Here is an 18,973-nt window from a genome sequence, read left to right as displayed (position 1 = left end):
AGTATTTGGCATGATGATTGCATTACCCGGATTTAAAATTGTCACTTTGTTAAAAGCAGGGGTAAAAGCAGTTGTATACCGTGGAATTAAGGTTGAAGACCAGTGTCCGGTAATTATCAAAGGGCTACGTCCAGAACAGTGTACACCCAATAATATTGAACAACTTAAACATGAGTATGCGATCGCACAAAGGTTAAATACCACAGCAGCAGTCAAAGCCTACGCCTTAGAGATGCACCAAGGAATCCCCTATTTAATTATGGAGGATTTTCAGGCGCGATCGCTCGACCAATTTCTAGACCAATTTCAACAACCTGTGCCGTTTTTGAAGATTGCCATTGAAATCACCAGTAAACTCGCCCAAATTCACACTTGTAACATTGTCCACAAGGATATTAAGCCGCAAAATATTTTAATCAACCTCGAAACTAATCAGGTAAAAATTGCCGATTTTGGAATTGCTGCTTTCATTCCCTACCAGCAGCAAATAGTTAGCAGTTCCAGTCGCATTGAAGGCAGTTTACCTTATGTGTCACCTGAGCAAACCGGGCGAATGAATCGAGGGATTGACCATCGCAGCGATTTGTATTCGCTGGGAGTCACCTTTTATGAGATGCTCACAGGTCAGCTACCATTTCAAGGTAAAGACCCCTTAGAGTGGGTGCATTCTCATATTGCTAAATCTCCACTATCCCCAAACAAACTGAACTCTGATATTCCTCAAATGCTCTGTGAGATTACCATGAAATTGATGTCGAAGGTTGCAGAACAGAGATATCAGAGCGCTTTAGGTTTGCAATTTGATCTAGAAAAGTGTTTGAAGCAATTAGAGACAACCGGAGAAATTCAATCCTTTGTTTTGGGTGAGCAAGATATCTCAGAACGCTTTCAAATTCCTCAAAAATTGTATGGGCGAGAACCAGAGATTGACAAGCTTTTGCAAGCATTTGAGCGAGTTGTGAGCCAAGGGAAACCAGAACTCGTATTAGTTTCGGGCTATGCTGGGGTTGGTAAATCTTCTCTGGTGAAGGAGATTCACAAACCCATTGTTAGAGAACGTGGGCTTTTTATCTCTGGCAAGTTTGATCAGTACAAACGAGACATTCCTTATTCCACTATTGTTCAAGCTTTTAAAACACTTGCTCGACAAATTTTAACTAAACCGGAAGAGCAACTTTCTACCTGGAAACAGGAAATAAAAGCAGCTTTAGGGAACAATGGTAAGCTAATCACAGATGTAATTCCAGAAGTTGAACTAATTGTTGGAGAACAGCCTCCTATCCCAGAGTTGGGACCTGCCGAATCTCAAAACAGATTCAACTTGGTATTTCAGAACTTTATCAGCGTCTTTGCTCAAAAAGAACATCCACTCACTGTTTTTTTAGATGATATGCAGTGGGCAGATATCGCTACTTTGAATTTAATTGAAACTATTATTACTGGCTCTAGTATCCAGTATCTCTGCTTCATTTTGGCGTATCGAGATAACGAAGTGGATGTTGTACATCCATTTAATTTGATGATAGAGAAGGTTCGGCAGTATGGGGCAAAAACGACCGAAATTCTGCTGATACCGTTAAATCTTGTCTATGTCAATCAGTTAATTGCCGATACCTTGCATAGTTCAGCAGAACAAGTAGAACCTCTGGCTCAATTGATTATCCAAAAAACTGACGGTAATCCTTTTTTTGTCAATGAGTTTCTGAAAACATTGCATCAAGAGAATCTACTGAATTTTGACCCTCCTCAATCCCCTACCCCCCTTTCATCCCCCCTTGGTAAGGGGGGACAGAGGGGGGTAAAAGGAGGGTGGCAATGGAATCTAGCTGAAATTGAAGCCCAAGGTATTACAGATAATATTGTCAATCTGATGATTGGGCGGATGCAAAAACTTCCAATTGCAACTCAACAGGTGCTTAAGTTAGCCTCCTGTATCGGGAATCGTTTTGATTTAGAAGTTTTGGCATTGGTTGGAGAACAGTCTATTGAAGAAACGGCAAATGCACTTGTTGAAGCAATTTTAAGAGGATTAATTATTTCCATTGAGTCAGATGAAAGTGTTCATAAAAACTATCGTTTCTACCATGACAGAGTTCAACAAGCTGCATACTCCTTAATTGCCGATGAATCAAAGTCGGCTGTTCACCTGAAGATTGGGCAGCTTTTGCTGAAGAATGCGAATGCTGAACAAGTGAACGAGCAAATTTTTGATTTAGTCAATCAACTCAATCTCGCGGTGGATCTAATTATTGAACAAACAGAAAAAAATGAATTGGTGCGATTGAATTTAATCGCTGGTAAAAAGGCAAAAGCTTCTACAGCCTATACTCCTGCTAAAAGATTTTTTAGCGTTGCTATGAATCTTTTGGGTGAGAATGCCTGGTTTGAACAATACGAACAAACATTTACTTTGTTTAGAGAACAGGCTGAGTGTGAATTCTTAACTGGAAATTTAGAGCAAGCAGAAGAATTATTTGATCTATTATTGCTGAAAGCAAAATCTCATATAGATAAATCTAATATTTATATGCTGCAAATCAGACTCTATCAAGTTGCAGGTAGATATGAAGAGGCGCTGATATTAGGATTAGAAGCTTTAAAACTTTTTGGGGTGAGATTCCCTAATACAAATGAGGAAGTAGAAGCTGCGATCGCAATTGAGAAAAACCAGGTATTAATAAATTTAGGTGATAGACAAATCTCTGATTTAATTAATGCTGCGGTAATCCCAGATCCAAATATTAAGACACTGATTAGTTTGTTGACCACTTTGGGGCCACCTACTTATCTCGGTAGACCCGATCTCTTTCCCTTAGTCGTACTTCAAGCTGTTAACTACTCTCTCAAGTTTGGGAATACGGAAGATTCTTGTTTTGCTTACAGTATGTACGCGATGCTGTTGGTTTCCATCTTCCATGATATTCCCACAGGTTACGCATTTTCTGAGATGACCATTCAATTGAATGAAAAGTTTCATGACTTGAAACTTAGAGGAGTTGTTTTACACATTCATGGAAGTCATATTAACGTTTGGTGTAACCATATTGCTACCGATATTCCGTTTTTAGAGCGGGGATTTATCGGTTGTGTGGAAGCAGGTGATATAACGATGGCAAACTACAACGGCTATCAAGGCTCGTGGCAAATTATCCAGTTAGGATATCCGCTTGCAGATACATACAAATCTCTAGAGAAATATACTACATTTGCCCGTCAGTCGAAACATGAAGCTGTTTATCAGACAATCAGATTACAGCAGATGCTCCTGATGAATCTGCGCGGGCTTACTCATCACAATCTGACTCTAAGTGATGATAGTTTTGATGAATCACACGCTTTATCTGTAATTACAGATGCAGGTTTTGTCAGTGGGATTATTTTTTATCACATTATCAAATTAATTATCTTTTTTACATATCGACAATATACAGAAGCATTGAAATCTGCCTTAGAATTATCCAATTTGCCAGTTACGACACTGGCATTACCAATTGAAACAGATTACATTTTATATTACTCGCTGACTCTCACGGCTCTTTATCCAACAGTATCTAATCAAGAGCAAGAACAGTTTTTGCAAACCTTAGAATCCCATCAACAACAATTGCAATATTGGGCTAACCACTGCTCTGCCAACTTTTTACACAAGTCTCAATTAGTAGCTGCGGAAATAGCTCGGATTGAAGGTCGAGATTTGTCAGCAATGCGCCTGTATGAGCAATCAATTGCTTCAGCCAGTGAGCAGGGATTTGGGCAATATGAAGCCTTGGCTAATGAGCTAGCGGCTAAGTTCTACTTGGAGCAAGAGTTTGAATTAATTGCCAAAACTTATTTGGAAGCAGCTAAAAATGCTTACGTGCGCTGGGAGGCATTTGCTAAAGTCAAGCACCTGGAAGAATCCTATCCTCAACTATTGCCACAACAACAGCTTGTTTCTAATGGCACGTTTATCACCACAGGTGAGCATTTAGATTTTTTATCAGTAGTTAAAGCCTCTCAAACTATAAGTAGTGAGATTGTTTTTTCACGATTATTGAAGACATTAATGCAAATTGTGATTGAGCAAGCGGGAGCAGAAATCGGTTATTTGTTGCTTGAACATGAGCAAAATCTGGTGATTGAAGTAGAAGCTAAGGTTAATCCCCAAGCAGAAAAGCTCTATGTTTCTCGACCTATATTAGAGGGTGAAATTTCTCAGCTTATTCCGCAATCAATGTTGAATTATGTTCAGCGAACTCAAGAAACAGTGATTTTGCAGAATGCTACTGAGCAGAATTTGTTTTCCAAAGATGAGTATGTAATTCAAAAGCAACCTAAATCTGTACTTTGTTTGCCGATCGCCCGTCAGTCAAAATTACTTGGTATTTTATATTTAGAAAATAATCTCATCTCCAGTGCATTTACACAAGACAAACTTTCTGTATTAGAAATTTTGACAGTTCAAATTGCTATTTCTCTAGAAAATGCTCGTCTTTATCAAGGTTTAAAAGACAGCAAAGCACAACTAAATTTGGCGTTGAAATCTGCCAAAATCGGTGTTTGGAGTTGGGATATTAGCAGCGATCGCTTTGACTGGGATGAGCAGGTTTATCAACTATTTGGGTTAACACCGGAAACCTTTGCTGGCACTTCTGAGGCAATTTTAGCTCGTCTGCATCCAGATGATCGGGGATTGCTGACTCAATCGTTGAGTCGAGCTATTAACGAAGGTGTGGAGCATAATTTAGAATATCGAATTATTTGGGATGACGGCAGTATCCGCTACGCAGCCTGTCGGGGAAAAGCCTTTTTCAACGAAGCGGTTATTGCCACACACATGAGTGGTGTTGTGCTTGATATTACCGATCGCAAACAATCTGAAGCCGAACGAATCCAACTGATTCAAGAGCAAACCGCCCGACTGGAAGCAGAAGCCGATCAGCAACGAGCAGCATTTTTGGCTCAAGTCAGTGCAACCCTCGCTTCTTCCCTCGATTACGAAAGCACGCTAGCAAGTGTGGCAAACTTCGTTGTGCCTTACTTTGCCGATTGGTGTAGCGTTGATCTGCTGCAAGACAACCAATTTATTAATCGGGTAGCAGTTGCTCACCGAGATCCAGAGAAAGTTAAACTTGGTTGGGAACTTCATCAGCGTTATCCAAGAAAATTGGATGAGCTTGGAGGTGTGCCTAAGGTACTGCGTACAGGAATTCCTGAAATGGTAACTGAAATCTCAGATGCGCTGTTAGTAAAAGGCATCCCAGATGCAGAACATCTCAGGATTATACGTGAAATCGGTTTAAATTCCTGTATAATTTTTCCATTGATGGCACGTGAAAAAGTTTTTGGTGCAATTTCCTTTTTTACAGCGGAGTCAGAGCGTCGTTACAACACAACTGACTTGTCATTAGCGGAAGATATTGCCCATCGAGCGGCGATCGCGATCGATAATGCCCGCCTTTACCAAGAAGCGCAGCAAGCCCAAAGAACGGCAGAAAGAGCATTAGAGCGCATTGCCCGTCTTCAATCGATCACGGCTGCTCTTTCAGAATCTTTGACACCAGCCCAAGTATCTGATGTGATTGTAGAGCAGAGCATGGCTGCCTTGGGAGCTAGTTCTGCCCTTGTTGCTTTGTTGAATGAAAGTAAAACTGAACTGGAAATTGTACGTGCGGTTGGCTATAAGCAAGATTTGATAGACACTTGGCGGAATTTTGCCATCGATTTACCCTCTCCCTTAGCAGAAGCGGTGCGGACTGGGAAACCTATTTGGGCCGAAACAACAGAAAATCGGATAGCTCATTACCCACACTTAGCAGAAATTTACGCCCAATATGATTTTAATGCCTGGATTTCTATTCCATTGATGGTAGAAGGTTGGGCAGTTGGCGGTATAACTTTAGGATTTGCCCAACCTCAACAACTTAGTGGAGAAGATCAAGCATTTCTCTTGGCTGTTGCTCAACAATGCGCCCAAGCGATCGCCCGCGCCCATCTCTATGAAGCCGAACGAACGGCAAGAAGCGCTGCTGAAAGCGCAAATCGCGTCAAAGATGAATTTTTAGCTGTGCTGTCTCATGAATTGAGAACACCACTCAACCCGATTTTGGGTTGGGCAAAACTGATGCGGAGTCGCAAACTTGACCAAGCAACCAGCGATCGCGCCCTAGAAACTATTGAGCGCAATGCCAAGTTACAAACTCAATTAATTGAAGATTTGCTGGATGTTTCCCGCATCCTTCAGGGTAAACTTAATCTCAACTTCGACCGGATTAATTTGGTATCAGTGATTGAAGCTGCGATTGAGACAGTGCGTCTATCGGCGGAGGCTAAATCCATCCAAATTCAGACAATTTTTGAATCTGGTATCGGAGAAGTTTTAGGCGATGCCAATCGATTACAACAAGTCATTTGGAATATTCTTTCTAATGCCATTAAGTTTACTCCCATCGGTGGACAGGTAAAAATTAAATTAGAGCAAGTTGGCTTACAGGTACAAATCTGCATCACTGATACAGGGAAGGGGATTGCACCTGAGTTCTTACCATTCGTCTTTGATTATTTCCGTCAAGCAGATGGTGCGACAACTCGCAAATTTGGCGGTTTAGGTTTAGGATTAGCGATCGTCCGTCATCTTGTAGAACTTCATGGGGGAACTGTGCAAGCAGAAAGTCTGGGCGAAGCTAAAGGAGCAACTTTCACCGTCAGACTTCCATGTTTACAGGATAAAAACAAAGGAATTAAGGATGTAGAAGATAACTCTTCACTGGTGGCGAATCAGTCTTTGCCCTTATCTGGCTTAGAGATTTTGGTAGTGGATGATGACGCAGATATGCGAGAATTTTTGCCCTTTATGCTGGAGCAATATGGTGCAACTGTTACCGTTGCCGCCTCAGCCATTGAGGCTTTAACAGCATTGAGTCAATCCCAGCCAAATCTGATCGTCAGTGATATAGGGATGCCAGAAATGGATGGCTATATGCTGATGCGACAGATTAGAAGTCTGGAACCAGAGCAAGGCGGGACAATTCCCGCGATCGCTTTAACTGCTTATGCTGGTGAGATGAATCAGCAACAAGCGATCGCTGCGGGATTTCAGCAGCATATTTCTAAGCCTGTAGATCCAGAAGAATTGGTGAAGGCGATCGCCTCATTGGTTCCCGATTTGGCATGATGGTGGAATATAGCACAATACGCTTGGGTTAAGGCTAAAATCCTTTTTTTAACGAACCGCAAAGGACGCAAAGGACGCAAAGGACGCAAAGGACGCAAAGGAAGAGAAGGAAGAGAAGGAAGAGAAGGAAGAGAAGGAAGAGAAGGAAGAGAAGAAGACGCAATACGGTTCGGTTAAGATCCCCCCGCCTACGGCGACCCCCTTAAAAAGGGGGTAAATAGGAGGAAAAGTCCCCTTTTTTAAGGGGGGTTGGGGGGATCTCCGAGAGCCAAATATACTAACCGAACCGTATTGGAAGAAGACGAACCCCTACCAATAATTTGTATTTTTGAGGACTACCCAGATGACTGAGACAGCAACCCAAATACCGTTAACCGCCTTACTTCCTATGCTGACAGCGATCGGCGAACGGGACTACCCACGTTTTAAAGAGCTTGAGATTGATTTTGCCTCTACTCACGGCGTACAAGTGTGGGAGGATGTTTTTAATTTTCGTCTCAAGCCAGCACTGGACAAAGACTCTGACCGTTGGCTGTTAATTCAAAAATGCAGTAAAGATTTTGCTGTAGTATAGCAACGGACAAGCAGGTTAGGACATTAACTGATGATAAAACCTATATACAAACAGACTTTCAACCCAGTCCCTAGTCCCCAGTCCCTTGCTATATCAACGATATAGCCAAACACGCAACAGCGACAGCAATTGTTCGGTATCTACGGGTTTAGTAATGTAGTCTGATGCACCAGCTTCAATACACTTTTCGCGATCGCCTTGCATGGCTTTAGCGGTCAGTGCAATAATCGGCAAAGATTTAAATTGCTCGTTTTGGCGGATTACGCGTGTTGTTTCGTAACCATCCATTTCTGGCATCATCACATCCATCAACACCACATCAATATCTGGTGTATTTTGTAACATGGCAATTCCCTCTCTGCCATTTTCAGCATATAAAACCTGGATTTGATAACGCTCCAGCATACTGGTAAGAGCGAAGATATTCCGCATATCATCGTCTACAATTAGCGCTTTTTTGCCAGTGAGTAAGTAGTCTTGTGAATGCAGTTGTTCAAGTATTTGGCGCTTCGGCTCAGGTAAATTTGCTTGGACTCGGTGTAAAAATAATGCTGTTTCATCGAGGAGACGTTCGGGCGATCGCACATCTTTAATAATGATTGTCTCGGCAATCCGTCTGAGTTCTGTTTCTTGAGCTTTGCTAATTTCTCTACCTGTGTAGACAATAATTGGTAAAGTTTTACCGTGAGGTAAAAGCTTTATCTGTTCAATCAGTTCAAAGCCTGTCATATCGGGTAGCCCTAAATCGAGGACGAGGCAATCAAAATGCTGGGTGCGAATCGCTTCTAGGGCTGCTGTACCAGTAGCCACGGCTGTAGTTGAAACATCGCTGTTGCCAATTAACTCAACAATACTCAGCCGTTGAGTGTCATCGTCTTCGACTACTAATAAATTTTTCACCTGGCGCTCAACAAAACCTTTAATTTTGGTCAACGCCTCGGATATTGTCTCACTGGTTAAGGGTTTTTGTAGATACGCGATCGCACCTAGTTGTAAACCGCGTTGTCTCCCTTCCTCAACTGTCATGATATGTACGGGAATGTGACGGGTATTTGGGTCATGCTTTAGACGATCCAATACCGTCCAACCATCCATTTCTGGCAACCGGATATCTAGCAAAATCGCTGAAGGTAGAAATTGCTGCGCTAACATCAAACCTGTACTACCGGTTTGGGCAGCTATTACCTTGAATCCTTGCTGTTGTGCCATATCTAAAAGGATACGCGCAAAATTAAGGTCATCTTCGACAATTAATAACACGCGATCGCCTCTTTCAATGGTGGTGCGATCGTCATTTATGAGTGCTGAGTGCTGAGTGCTGAGTGGGGAGTAGGGAGTGGGGAGTGTCGATCTAGACTCAGGACTCAGCACTCGGAACGGGCTAAACGCCCCGCTATCGCTAACAGCACTCAATTGTGGTAAGTAGAATGTAAAGGTGCTACCTTCACCGGGTTGACTGATGAGTTTAATTTCGCCGCCGAAGAGACGGGCGATTTCGCGGCTAATTGATAAACCCAATCCTGTGCCGCCGTATCTCCGACTGGTAGAGCCATCGGCTTGTTGGAACGCTTCAAAAATCACTTTTTGTTTTTCGGGGGCAATGCCAATACCTGTATCGGTGACTGAGAAACCGATGACAATCTGAGCGCGATTTAAGGTTTCGTTGTCGTTGCTCCATCCCTGCTTGGCCACTGCAATCTGTAACCGTACCTCCCCTTGTTCTGTAAATTTAAAAGCGTTGGAGAGGAGATTTTTCAACACTTGTTGTATGCGTTTGACATCTGTATAGATGCTGTTGGGCAATTCGGGAGTAAATTCAATTGCAAAGGCAAGCCCTTTACTCTGAGCGATTTGACGGAAGGTGCGCTCAACTTGTTCGCCCAACTCCGCCAATGGCATTTGAGTCATGTCAATAGACATGGTTCCAGATTCAATTTTGGCAAGATCCAGAATGTCATTGATTAACGCCAACAAATCAGTACCGGCTGAGTAAATTGTCTGGCTGTATTCGACTTGCTTGGCGGTGAGGTTGCGATCGATATTATCTGTTAATAATTTCGCCAAAATCAACAAGCTATTTAGCGGTGTCCGTAGTTCATGGGACATATTGGCGAGAAATTCTGATTTGTATTTTGAGGAAAGGGCGAGTTGTTCAGCTTTGTCTTCTAAAGACAGTCTTGCTTGTTCAATTTCCCGATTTTTGCGCTCGACTTCTTTTTTCTGCATCGCCAACAACTCTGCCTTTTCTTCTAATTCGGCGTTGGTTTGTTGCAGTTCCTCTTGCTGTCCTTTGAGTAAATCTTCAGAGGTTTTGAGTGATTGGGCTTGTTGTTCTAAACGCTTGTTGGTTTCGCGGAGTTCGCTTTGCTGGGTTTGGAGTTCTTCAGCTAAAGATTGCGATTGTTTGAGTAATTCTTCAGTTCGCATCGATGCTGCGATCGTGTTGAGAACGATCGCAATACTTTCGGTAAGCTGGTCGAAGAATGTCAGATGAATTTCGCTAAAGCGGCGAAAGGATGCTAATTCAATCACTGCTGTCACCTGTCCTTCAAAGAGTACAGGTAACACCACGGCATTCAGGGGAGACGCTTCTCCTAAACCAGAGGCAATTCTGACATAATCACTTGGCACATCCGTCAGCAGAATTCGCTCTTTTTCTAAAGCGCATTGTCCCACCAAACCTTCACCCAATTGGAAGCGGTTAGCTAGATGTCTGCGTTCGCGGTAAGCGTAGCTACTGATTAATTTCAAATATGGTGTATTTTCCGCAGACTCCATCAGAAAGAATACGCCGTGTTGCGCTCCTACCAAGGGTGCTAATTCTGAGAGAATGAGTTTAGATACGGTTTCTAAGTCTCGCTGACCTTGGAGCATTCGGGTAAACTTGGCTAAGTTAGTTTTCAACCAATCTTGTTCGGTGTTTTTCTGCGTTGTCTCCCGCAGGTTGGCAATCATCTGGTTGATATTATCTTTGAGTATTGCTACTTCCCCAAGTGCTTCGACGGCAATTGAACGAGTTAAATCGCCTTTAGTTACAGCTGTAGCAACTTCTGCGATCGCTCGCAACTGAGTTGTCAGTGTAGCAGCAAGTTCATTTACATTATCCGTTAAATCTTTCCAAGTTCCAGCCGCCCCAGGTACTCTCGCTTGTCCGCCTAACTTCCCTTCAATTCCCACTTCTCGTGCTACTGTGGTTACTTGATTAGCAAATGTTGCTAGGGTATCAATCATCTCGTTGATTGTCTCTGCCAAGGTTTCAATTTCTCCCTTAGCATCTAACATTAGTTTCCGTTTCAAGTCTCCGTTAGCAACTGCGGTTACAACTCTGGCAATACCGCGCACTTGTGCCGTTAAGTTGCCCGCCATTGAGTTCACGTTATCAGTTAAATCTTTCCAAGTCCCCGCCACACCTTGGACTTGCGCTTGTCCGCCTAACTTCCCTTCAGTTCCCACTTCTCGCGCCACCCGCGTTACTTCACTGGCAAAGGAACTGAGTTGATCTACCATCGTGTTGGTGGTATTTTTTAAATCCAAAATTTCGCCTTTGGCATCGACGGTAATTTTCTTCGATAAGTCGCCATTTGCTACCGCTTTCGTAACTTCCGCGATGTTGCGGACTTGTCCGGTGAGGTTCCCCGCCATTGAGTTAACGTTGTCCGTCAAATCTTTCCAAGTTCCAGCTACGCCTCTAACGTAAGCTTGCACACCAAGTTTACCTTCCGTTCCCACCTCACGGGCAACCCTGGTAACTTCTGATGCAAAGGAATTTAGCTGATCCACCATTGTATTAATGGTGTTTTTAAGCTCCTGAATTTCACCTTTCACATCGACGGTGATTTTTTTAGATAAGTCGCCGTTAGCTACCGCCGTCGTAACTTCGGCAATGTTCCGCACTTGCGCCGTCAAACTTCCCGCCATGAAATTCACGCTGTCGGTTAAATCTTTCCAAGTGCCGGCTACACCTTTAACTTCGGCTTGTACGCCCAGTTTACCTTCAGTTCCCACCTCACGGGCAACCCTGGTAACTTCCGATGCAAAGGAATTGAGTTGATCAACCATCGTGTTAACGGTATTTTTCAACTCTAAAATTTCACCTTTGACATCAACAGAGATTTTCTTAGATAAGTCGCCATTTGCTACAGCTGTGGTAACGGCGGCAATGTTTCGCACCTGTGCCGTTAAACTTCCCGCCATGAAGTTTACGCTGTCAGTTAAATCTTTCCAAGTTCCAGCTACGCCGCGCACATCTGCTTGTACGCCGAGTTTCCCCTCACTTCCCACCTCACGGGCGACTCTTGTAACTTCACTGGCAAAGGAGTTGAGTTGATCCACCATGATATTGATGGTATTCTTGAGTTCCAGAATTTCGCCTTTGACAGCAACAGTAATTTTCTTAGATAAGTCACCATTGGCGATCGCAGTTGTCACTTCGGCAATGTTCCGCACCTGTGCCGTCAAGCTTCCTGCCATGAAGTTCACGCTGTCGGTTAAATCTTTCCAAGTGCCGGCAACGTCTTTCACTTCCGCTTGTACACCCAATTTCCCTTCAGTTCCCACCTCACGGGCAACTCTTGTAACTTCACTTGCAAAGGAACTGAGTTGATCCACCATTGTATTAATGGTATTTTTCAACTCCAGAATTTCACCTTTGACATCAACAGTAATTTTCTTGGATAAATCGCCTGTTGCAACCGCCGTAGTCACTTCGGCAATGTTCCGCACCTGCGCCGTCAAACTTCCCGCCATGAAGTTTACGCTGTCAGTTAAATCTTTCCAAGTGCCAGCTACACCGCGTACTTCTGCTTGCACGCCAAGTTTACCTTCGCTTCCCACTTCACGGGCAACCCTTGTTACTTCTGATGCAAAAGAATTGAGTTGATCCACCATTGTGTTAATGGTATTTTTCAACTCCAGAATTTCACCTTTGACATCAACAGTGATTTTCTTGGATAAGTCGCCTGTTGCAACCGCTGTAGTCACTTCGGCAATATTCCGCACCTGTGCCGTTAAACTTCCCGCCATGAAGTTTACGCTGTCAGTTAAATCTTTCCAAGTGCCAGCCACACCGCGCACATCGGCTTGCACACCCAGTTTACCTTCACTTCCCACTTCACGGGCAACTCTTGTGACTTCACTCGCAAAAGAACTGAGTTGATCCACCATTATATTGATGGTATTTTTAAGTTCGAGAATTTCACCTCTGACATCGACGGTGATTTTTTTGGATAGATCGCCATTTGCGATCGCAGTCGCAACCTCGGCAATATTTCGCACCTGTCCGGTGAGATTACCCGCCATTAAGTTAACGTTATCAGTTAAATCTTTCCAAGTCCCCGCAACTCCCCGCACTTCTGCTTGCACACCCAACTTACCTTCAGTTCCCACCTCACGCGCAACTCTTGTAACTTCCGATGCAAAGGAATTAAGTTGATCCACCATTGTATTAATGGTATTTTTCAACTCCAGAATTTCGCCTTTGACATCCACAGTAATTTTCTTAGATAAGTCGCCATTTGCTACAGCGGTAGTCACTTCTGCAATATTCCGCACCTGTGCCGTCAAGCTTCCCGCCATGAAATTCACGCTATCAGTTAAATCTTTCCATGTACCCGCTACGCCGCGAACTTCTGCTTGACCGCCCAATTTACCTTCTGCACCCACCTCACGCGCAACTCTAGTAACTTCACTTGCAAAAGAATTAAGTTGATCCACCATGATGTTGACGGTGTTTTTCAACTCTAAAATTTCGCCTTTCACATCCACAGTGATTTTTTTGGAAAGGTCGCCATTCGCTACCGCCGTTGTCACTTCCGCAATGTTACGCACTTGGGCAGTTAAATTTCCTGCCATTAAATTAACGTTGTCTGTGAGATCCTTCCAAGTACCGGCTACACCTTTAACTTCTGCTTGTACGCCCAACTTCCCTTCCGTTCCCACCTCACGGGCAACTCGCGTTACTTCACTCGCAAAAGAATTAAGCTGATCCACCATCGTGTTGACGGTGTTTTTTAGTTCTAGAATTTCACCTTTGACATCAACAGTGATTTTTTTGGATAAGTCACCATTGGCGATCGCAGTGGCAACTTCGGCAATGTTGCGAACTTGACCAGTGAGATTACCCGCCATCAAGTTAACGTTATCCGTCAAATCTTTCCAAGTACCAGCCACACCTTGCACTTCGGCTTGAACACCCAATTTACCCTCAGTTCCTACCTCACGGGCAACCCTGGTAACTTCACTCGCAAAGGAACCCAGCCGTTCTACCATCGTGTTGACGATATTCGCAGTTTGGAGAAACTCACCTTGCAGAGGTCTGCCATCAATTTCTGTGGCGATCGTTTGGGATAAGTCACCATTGGCAACCGACCGAATCACGCGCGTAGTTTCAGCCGTTGGTTGAACTAAATCTGTAATCAGAGTATTGACAGAAGTCACACAATCTGACCAAGAACCTCGAACATCTCCGAGAGAGGCGCGATCGGCAATTTTGCCTTCTTTGCCGACAACGTTACCAATACGTTGTAGCTCCGCCGCCATCCGCTCATTTTGATCGATAATATCATTAAGCGTATCAGCAATTTTCCCCGCCACACCAGTATGGTCTATGGGCATCCGAGCCGAGAAGTCACCTTGTTTAACAGCATTCAGCGTTCTTAGTAGCTGATTTAAATCTAGATTGTCGCTGTCTCTAGTTAACTGTTCGGTTGCCATAGCCTTATCCTTAATCTTGAATCTTGAGGAATTTTTTGTATTTTTTGTATCCCGTACCTAGTTAGAGAACTTTTAGGTAATGGTTATCAAAATAGAGAGTAGGAAATAAAAAGTAAATCAAACTAATTTTTATGGGTGCGAGTGTAAGCAGTTGATAAAGACTGCTAACTAAATAGTATTGCCGTTGTATCTGACATACCACTTAGCTAATGATAGCTAGTTGGACTCCGTTATGGAGCATTAACTGTGGGCGATGCCTACCTGGGCGAATACAGCATCGCACAGGAAAACACAAGATGACAATTAACATTACATTTTATGATTTTTGAAATTTGAGGAAAGCAGCAAATCAACAAATCCTAACTGATAACTGAAGATTTGCTAAAGTCAGAAATATCCGGCAACTCCAAGGATTGGCAAATGGTTAGAGAGTACTCAACCCAGAGACATCTGCCTCCGCTTGAAAGTGGCGATCGCTTAACTCGCCCTGAATTTGAACGGCGTTATGCGGCTGCACCCCAGATCAAGAAAGCAGAACTGATTGAAGGAATCGTTTACGTGGCATCTCCCTTAAGACATCAGCAACATGGCAAACCCCACAGTCGGGCTATAACTTGGTTAGGAGTATACCAATCATTGACTCCTGGCGTTGACTTAAGCGTTGAACCAACCGTCAGACTAGATTTAGACAATGAACCCCAGCCAGATGTAGTGTTGTTTATTGAACCAGACGCAGGCGGACAAACCCGTTTGAGCAGCGACGGTTACATTGAAGGATCTCCCGAATTGATTGTTGAAATTGCAGCGAGTAGCGTTGCGATCGATACAGGCAGCAAAAAGCAGGTTTATCGCCGTAATGGGGTGTTGGAGTACGTAATCTGGCAATCTTACGAGAATAAAATTGAATGGTTTTGCCTAATTGATGGCGACTATCAATTGCTATCTCCCGGTGCAGATGGAATTATTCGCTCTCAGGTGTTTCCGGGTTTGTGGTTAGCGGTGGAGGCGCTGTTAAACAATCAGATGGTGCGAGTGTTGGAGGTGGTGCAAGCGGGGTTGAATTCACCGGAACATAATGCGTTTGTGCAGCAGTTGAAGAAATACACAAGTCTGAAATAGTTTACTCACTGAGTTTTCGTGTCAGTTTTACCCCACCCTAACCCTCCCCGTATGTATTGGCTAGCGTGTATACACAAGTCGAGTTGGCAATCAAATGGACAAAAAAGAACGGGAAATTATTTTTAGAATCCTTGATTTTTCGTTATACCCCTATCAATAATGCAACACTATAACTTACCTACTGTGACTACCAATTTTTTTAGTATTTTTCTAACACTCATTCGTTCTTGGTGTTATCTCTAGACTTTTATCATAGCGTCTCTGATCGGATAATACTTGCCAAAAGCTGGAATAGTAAACGAAATTTTGCTTACAGCAGGCGATCGCAGATAATTGAGCTTTTCTGAAATCAAAAATATCTATTTTTTTATTTTAAAAAAACTCATAATTCAATATAGTCCATCTCTTGATAAAAACAATAAAAAAGTAGCTTTATTTTTTGCGATCGCTACTCAATCTAGAATTACTTTTAACTTCACTGTCAGTAAGCTCATACAAATAAAATCTAACTAAAGATGGTTGTAATTTGTCATTGGTAATAGGCTAAAAAGTCTTTACCTAAGATAGTTATGTTTATTTGTACTGACTTACTTGTTGGCTCATAGTCTAATTATTCAAGAAAGATTAAAGCAGTCAAATCCTCTAGGCTACTACAGTAACTCGATAAACTTTTAGTATTATCAGAAAAACTAATTATGGAAAAAGAAGTATTGCCATTAAACAGTAAATCTGTCATATTTAAGAATCTAATTAAAACCAAAAGCATTTGCATTATGTTAGCGACATCTATAAAAATTCTTAATGAGCATTATCAATCTCTCAACAATGAGGGTATAGATGTCATTCAAGGATTAACTCGAAGTGCAAAAACCTTACCTCCAAAATATTTTTACGACGATCTTGGCTCAGAATTATTTGAGCAAATATGTGAATTACCAGAATATTATCCAACACGAACAGAAGCATGGATTTTGCACCAATATGCTGATGAGATTGCTCAGATGACAGGTGCTTGTGAACTTGTGGAATTAGGTAGTGGTAGTTCTACAAAAACAGAGTTTTTATTAGATGCTTATCAAAAGTTTGCTAGTTATTGTAGATATATACCCATTGATGTTAGCAGGGGAATCCTTAAATCTAGTGTAATCAAGCTACAGCAAAAATATCCGACTTTCTTTATTGAGGGATTAATAGGAACCTATGAACAAGCACTCATAAAACTAGAATCTACTTTTGCAGCATCACGGCTAATTTTTTTCTTGGGTAGTTCTCTTGGTAACTTTAATCCACGAGAATGTGATGATTTTTTAAAACAAATTACTAAGACTTTACAGGTAGGTGACTACTTTCTTTTGGGGATTGATTTACAAAAACCCAAGGAAATTTTGGAGCCAGCCTATAACGATACTCAGGGAGTAACAGCAGCTTTTAACATAAATATACTCTCTCACTTAAATTGGCGTTTTCAAGGCAATTTTGACCTCAATTTATTCACTCATCAAGCTATTTATAATGAGACTGATGCTCAAATTGAGATGTATTTGCATTGCCAAAAGAGTCACAAGGTATCTTTAGAAGCATTAGACTTACAAGTTTTGTTTGCAGATGGAGAAAGTATTCTTACTGAAATTTCTCGTAAGTTTGATTTAGTTATTATGCAAAAGCAGCTAGAAATACACGGACTTAAAACACTTAAGACTTGGACAGATCCCAATAATTTATTTGGGTTAATTCTTTGTCAAGCTTAAACTTAAATTTTATATCATGCCCAGTTGAACAATTTTAATTGCGTTCACCATAACATATTACCAGTAATCTGCTGGGCATGATATTACTTATTCAAAATTGAATTTCAAATTCCAAAATAATTCTTCATCCTGTACATTTTTTAAATATCAATTTAATTGACACCATGAACAGTTATCAATCTATTTATCCACCAAAACTTGATAGTTGCAATTCTCAAGTAATCCTAGATTACTTTAAGAATGCTTGGCAGATGGAAGATATATTATTGAAAAGTCTGGTTGGGGAAGAGACATTCTATATCAATCCAGACCCTTTGAGAAATCCTCTAATTTTTTATCTAGGGCATTCGGCTGTTTTCTACATCAATAAATTAATCCAGGTAGGATTATTAGAAAAACGCCTCAATCCAGAGTATGAAATCCTGTTTGAAATTGGAGTCGATCCAGAAATTCCAGAGGAGTTGAATGAAGCGATCGCTCATTTGCAATGGCCGCAAGTTGCAGAGACTTGGGAATATCGAGAACAAGCATATACTGTAATTTCCGAACTAATTAAGACAACCCCAATTACTCTACCAATTCATCCCACTCATCCCCTTTGGGCTTTAATGATGGGGATTGAACACCAGCGTATTCATATTGAAACCTCTTCGATGTTAATTCGCCAACTACCGATTGAGAGAGTAAAACGTCCCCAAAATTGGCAATATGCCCCTTTCAATGGTTACACTCCTCAGAACGAAATGATAGAAGTTACTGGTGGGGTAGTAAAACTCGGTAAAGCCTTTGACGATTCGACTTATGGATGGGATATTGATTATGGCGATCGCACTGTTGAAGTTGCATCTTTTTGCGCCAGTAAATATCTGATAACGAACGCCGAATTTATCTATTTTATGAAGGCTAGTGGCTACGAAAATCAAGACTATTGGGATGAAGAATCTTGGAATTGGAAAACCCGATACAATATTCAGTGTCCCAAATTTTGGTTACATGAAAATGGTAGCTACAAGTATCGAGCGATGTTTGATCAAATAAATTTACCCTTAGATTGGCCTGTAGAAGTCAACTATTATGAAGCAATGGCTTATTGTCGCTGGCAAGGGAAAGATACTCGCTTAATGAGTGAAGCAGAATATCATTCAGCAACTTACAGTAATAGCTTATTAGATAATATAGAAAATTACAATCTCAATTTAAAATTTGGCTCACCTAGCCCTGTTGGAATGCTAGAAAGTACGAAAAGTAACTCTGGATTATACGATTTACGGGGTAATGTTTGGGAATGGTTGAGTGATAACTTAAATCCACTTACAGGATATCAACCTCATTTTCTTTATCAAGATAATTCTGCCATCTTTTTTGACGATCAACATCAGATGATGTTGGGGGGATGTTGGATAACTAATGGTACAGAAGCTTTAAAATATTACCGCAACTGGTTCCGTCCCAATTTTTATCAGCACGCTGGTTTTCGGATTGTTCAAGATGTGAAATTTTAATTTAATTCTCACCCCCCTTAATCCCCCCTTGTAAAGCTATCCATTATAAACATCTTTCTTAACAGAAAATTTGACAAAAGCCAGAGATTGTGTGTTGTCTAGATGAAGACCCCCGAAGCATTGCAAAGAAACACCGGGCGATTGGAAATCGCGGCTATACAAACTT

General features: G+C 41.9%; 6 protein-coding genes. 5 read left to right on the top strand and 1 reads right to left on the bottom strand.

Annotated features, from left to right (window positions below; translation table 11 throughout):
- The first annotated feature begins 10 nt into the window (after nucleotides 1–10).
- On the top strand, nucleotides 11–7,153 hold the full coding sequence (locus tag V7L07_RS11395) for an AAA family ATPase (protein WP_335057796.1): 7,143 nt from the start codon (nucleotides 11–13) through the stop codon (nucleotides 7,151–7,153).
- A gap of 343 nt (nucleotides 7,154–7,496) precedes the next feature.
- Entirely contained in the window at nucleotides 7,497–7,727 is a 231-nt protein-coding gene (locus V7L07_RS11390) for a hypothetical protein (protein WP_335057794.1), read from the top strand.
- A 93-nt stretch (nucleotides 7,728–7,820) separates the two neighbouring features.
- Here the strand turns inward: V7L07_RS11390 and V7L07_RS11385 are convergent, their stop codons facing one another.
- Nucleotides 7,821–14,438 (bottom strand): HAMP domain-containing protein, encoded by a 6,618-nt coding sequence (locus V7L07_RS11385; RefSeq protein WP_335057792.1) that lies wholly within the window; start codon nucleotides 14,436–14,438, stop codon nucleotides 7,821–7,823.
- A gap of 420 nt (nucleotides 14,439–14,858) precedes the next feature.
- Between V7L07_RS11385 and V7L07_RS11380 the strand changes: the two genes are divergently transcribed.
- From V7L07_RS11380 to ovoA, 3 genes are all read left to right on the top strand, one after another.
- A complete protein-coding gene (locus tag V7L07_RS11380; RefSeq protein WP_335057790.1) occupies nucleotides 14,859–15,557 on the top strand; it encodes a Uma2 family endonuclease in 699 nt (232 codons plus the stop codon).
- A gap of 773 nt (nucleotides 15,558–16,330) precedes the next feature.
- Nucleotides 16,331–17,305 (top strand): L-histidine N(alpha)-methyltransferase, encoded by a 975-nt coding sequence (gene egtD, locus V7L07_RS11375; protein WP_335057916.1) that lies wholly within the window; start codon nucleotides 16,331–16,333, stop codon nucleotides 17,303–17,305.
- Between the two features lie 164 nt (nucleotides 17,306–17,469).
- Nucleotides 17,470–18,807 carry a 5-histidylcysteine sulfoxide synthase gene (ovoA, locus tag V7L07_RS11370; RefSeq protein ID WP_335057788.1) on the top strand — a complete coding sequence of 446 codons (1,338 nt, stop codon included), beginning with the start codon at nucleotides 17,470–17,472 and terminating at the stop codon, nucleotides 18,805–18,807.
- Nucleotides 18,808–18,973: the final 166 nt, after the last annotated feature.

Origin of the sequence: Nostoc sp. (assembly GCF_036916985.1) — a bacterium.
GTDB lineage: Bacteria > Cyanobacteriota > Cyanobacteriia > Cyanobacteriales > Nostocaceae > Nostoc.
This window is presented reverse-complemented; position numbering and strand designations above follow the sequence as displayed.

Excerpts from the sequence above, each read along its gene's own strand:
- ovoA (WP_335057788.1), top strand. The coding sequence starts at position 17,470 with ATGAACAGTTATCAATCTATTTATCCACCAAAACTTGATAGTTGCAAT.
- egtD (WP_335057916.1), top strand. The coding sequence starts at position 16,331 with ATGTTAGCGACATCTATAAAAATTCTTAATGAGCATTATCAATCTCTC.
- V7L07_RS11380 (WP_335057790.1), top strand. The coding sequence starts at position 14,859 with ATGGTTAGAGAGTACTCAACCCAGAGACATCTGCCTCCGCTTGAAAGT.
- V7L07_RS11395 (WP_335057796.1), top strand. The coding sequence starts at position 11 with ATGATGATTGCATTACCCGGATTTAAAATTGTCACTTTGTTAAAAGCA.
- V7L07_RS11385 (WP_335057792.1), bottom strand. The coding sequence starts at position 14,438 with ATGGCAACCGAACAGTTAACTAGAGACAGCGACAATCTAGATTTAAAT.
- V7L07_RS11390 (WP_335057794.1), top strand. The coding sequence starts at position 7,497 with ATGACTGAGACAGCAACCCAAATACCGTTAACCGCCTTACTTCCTATG.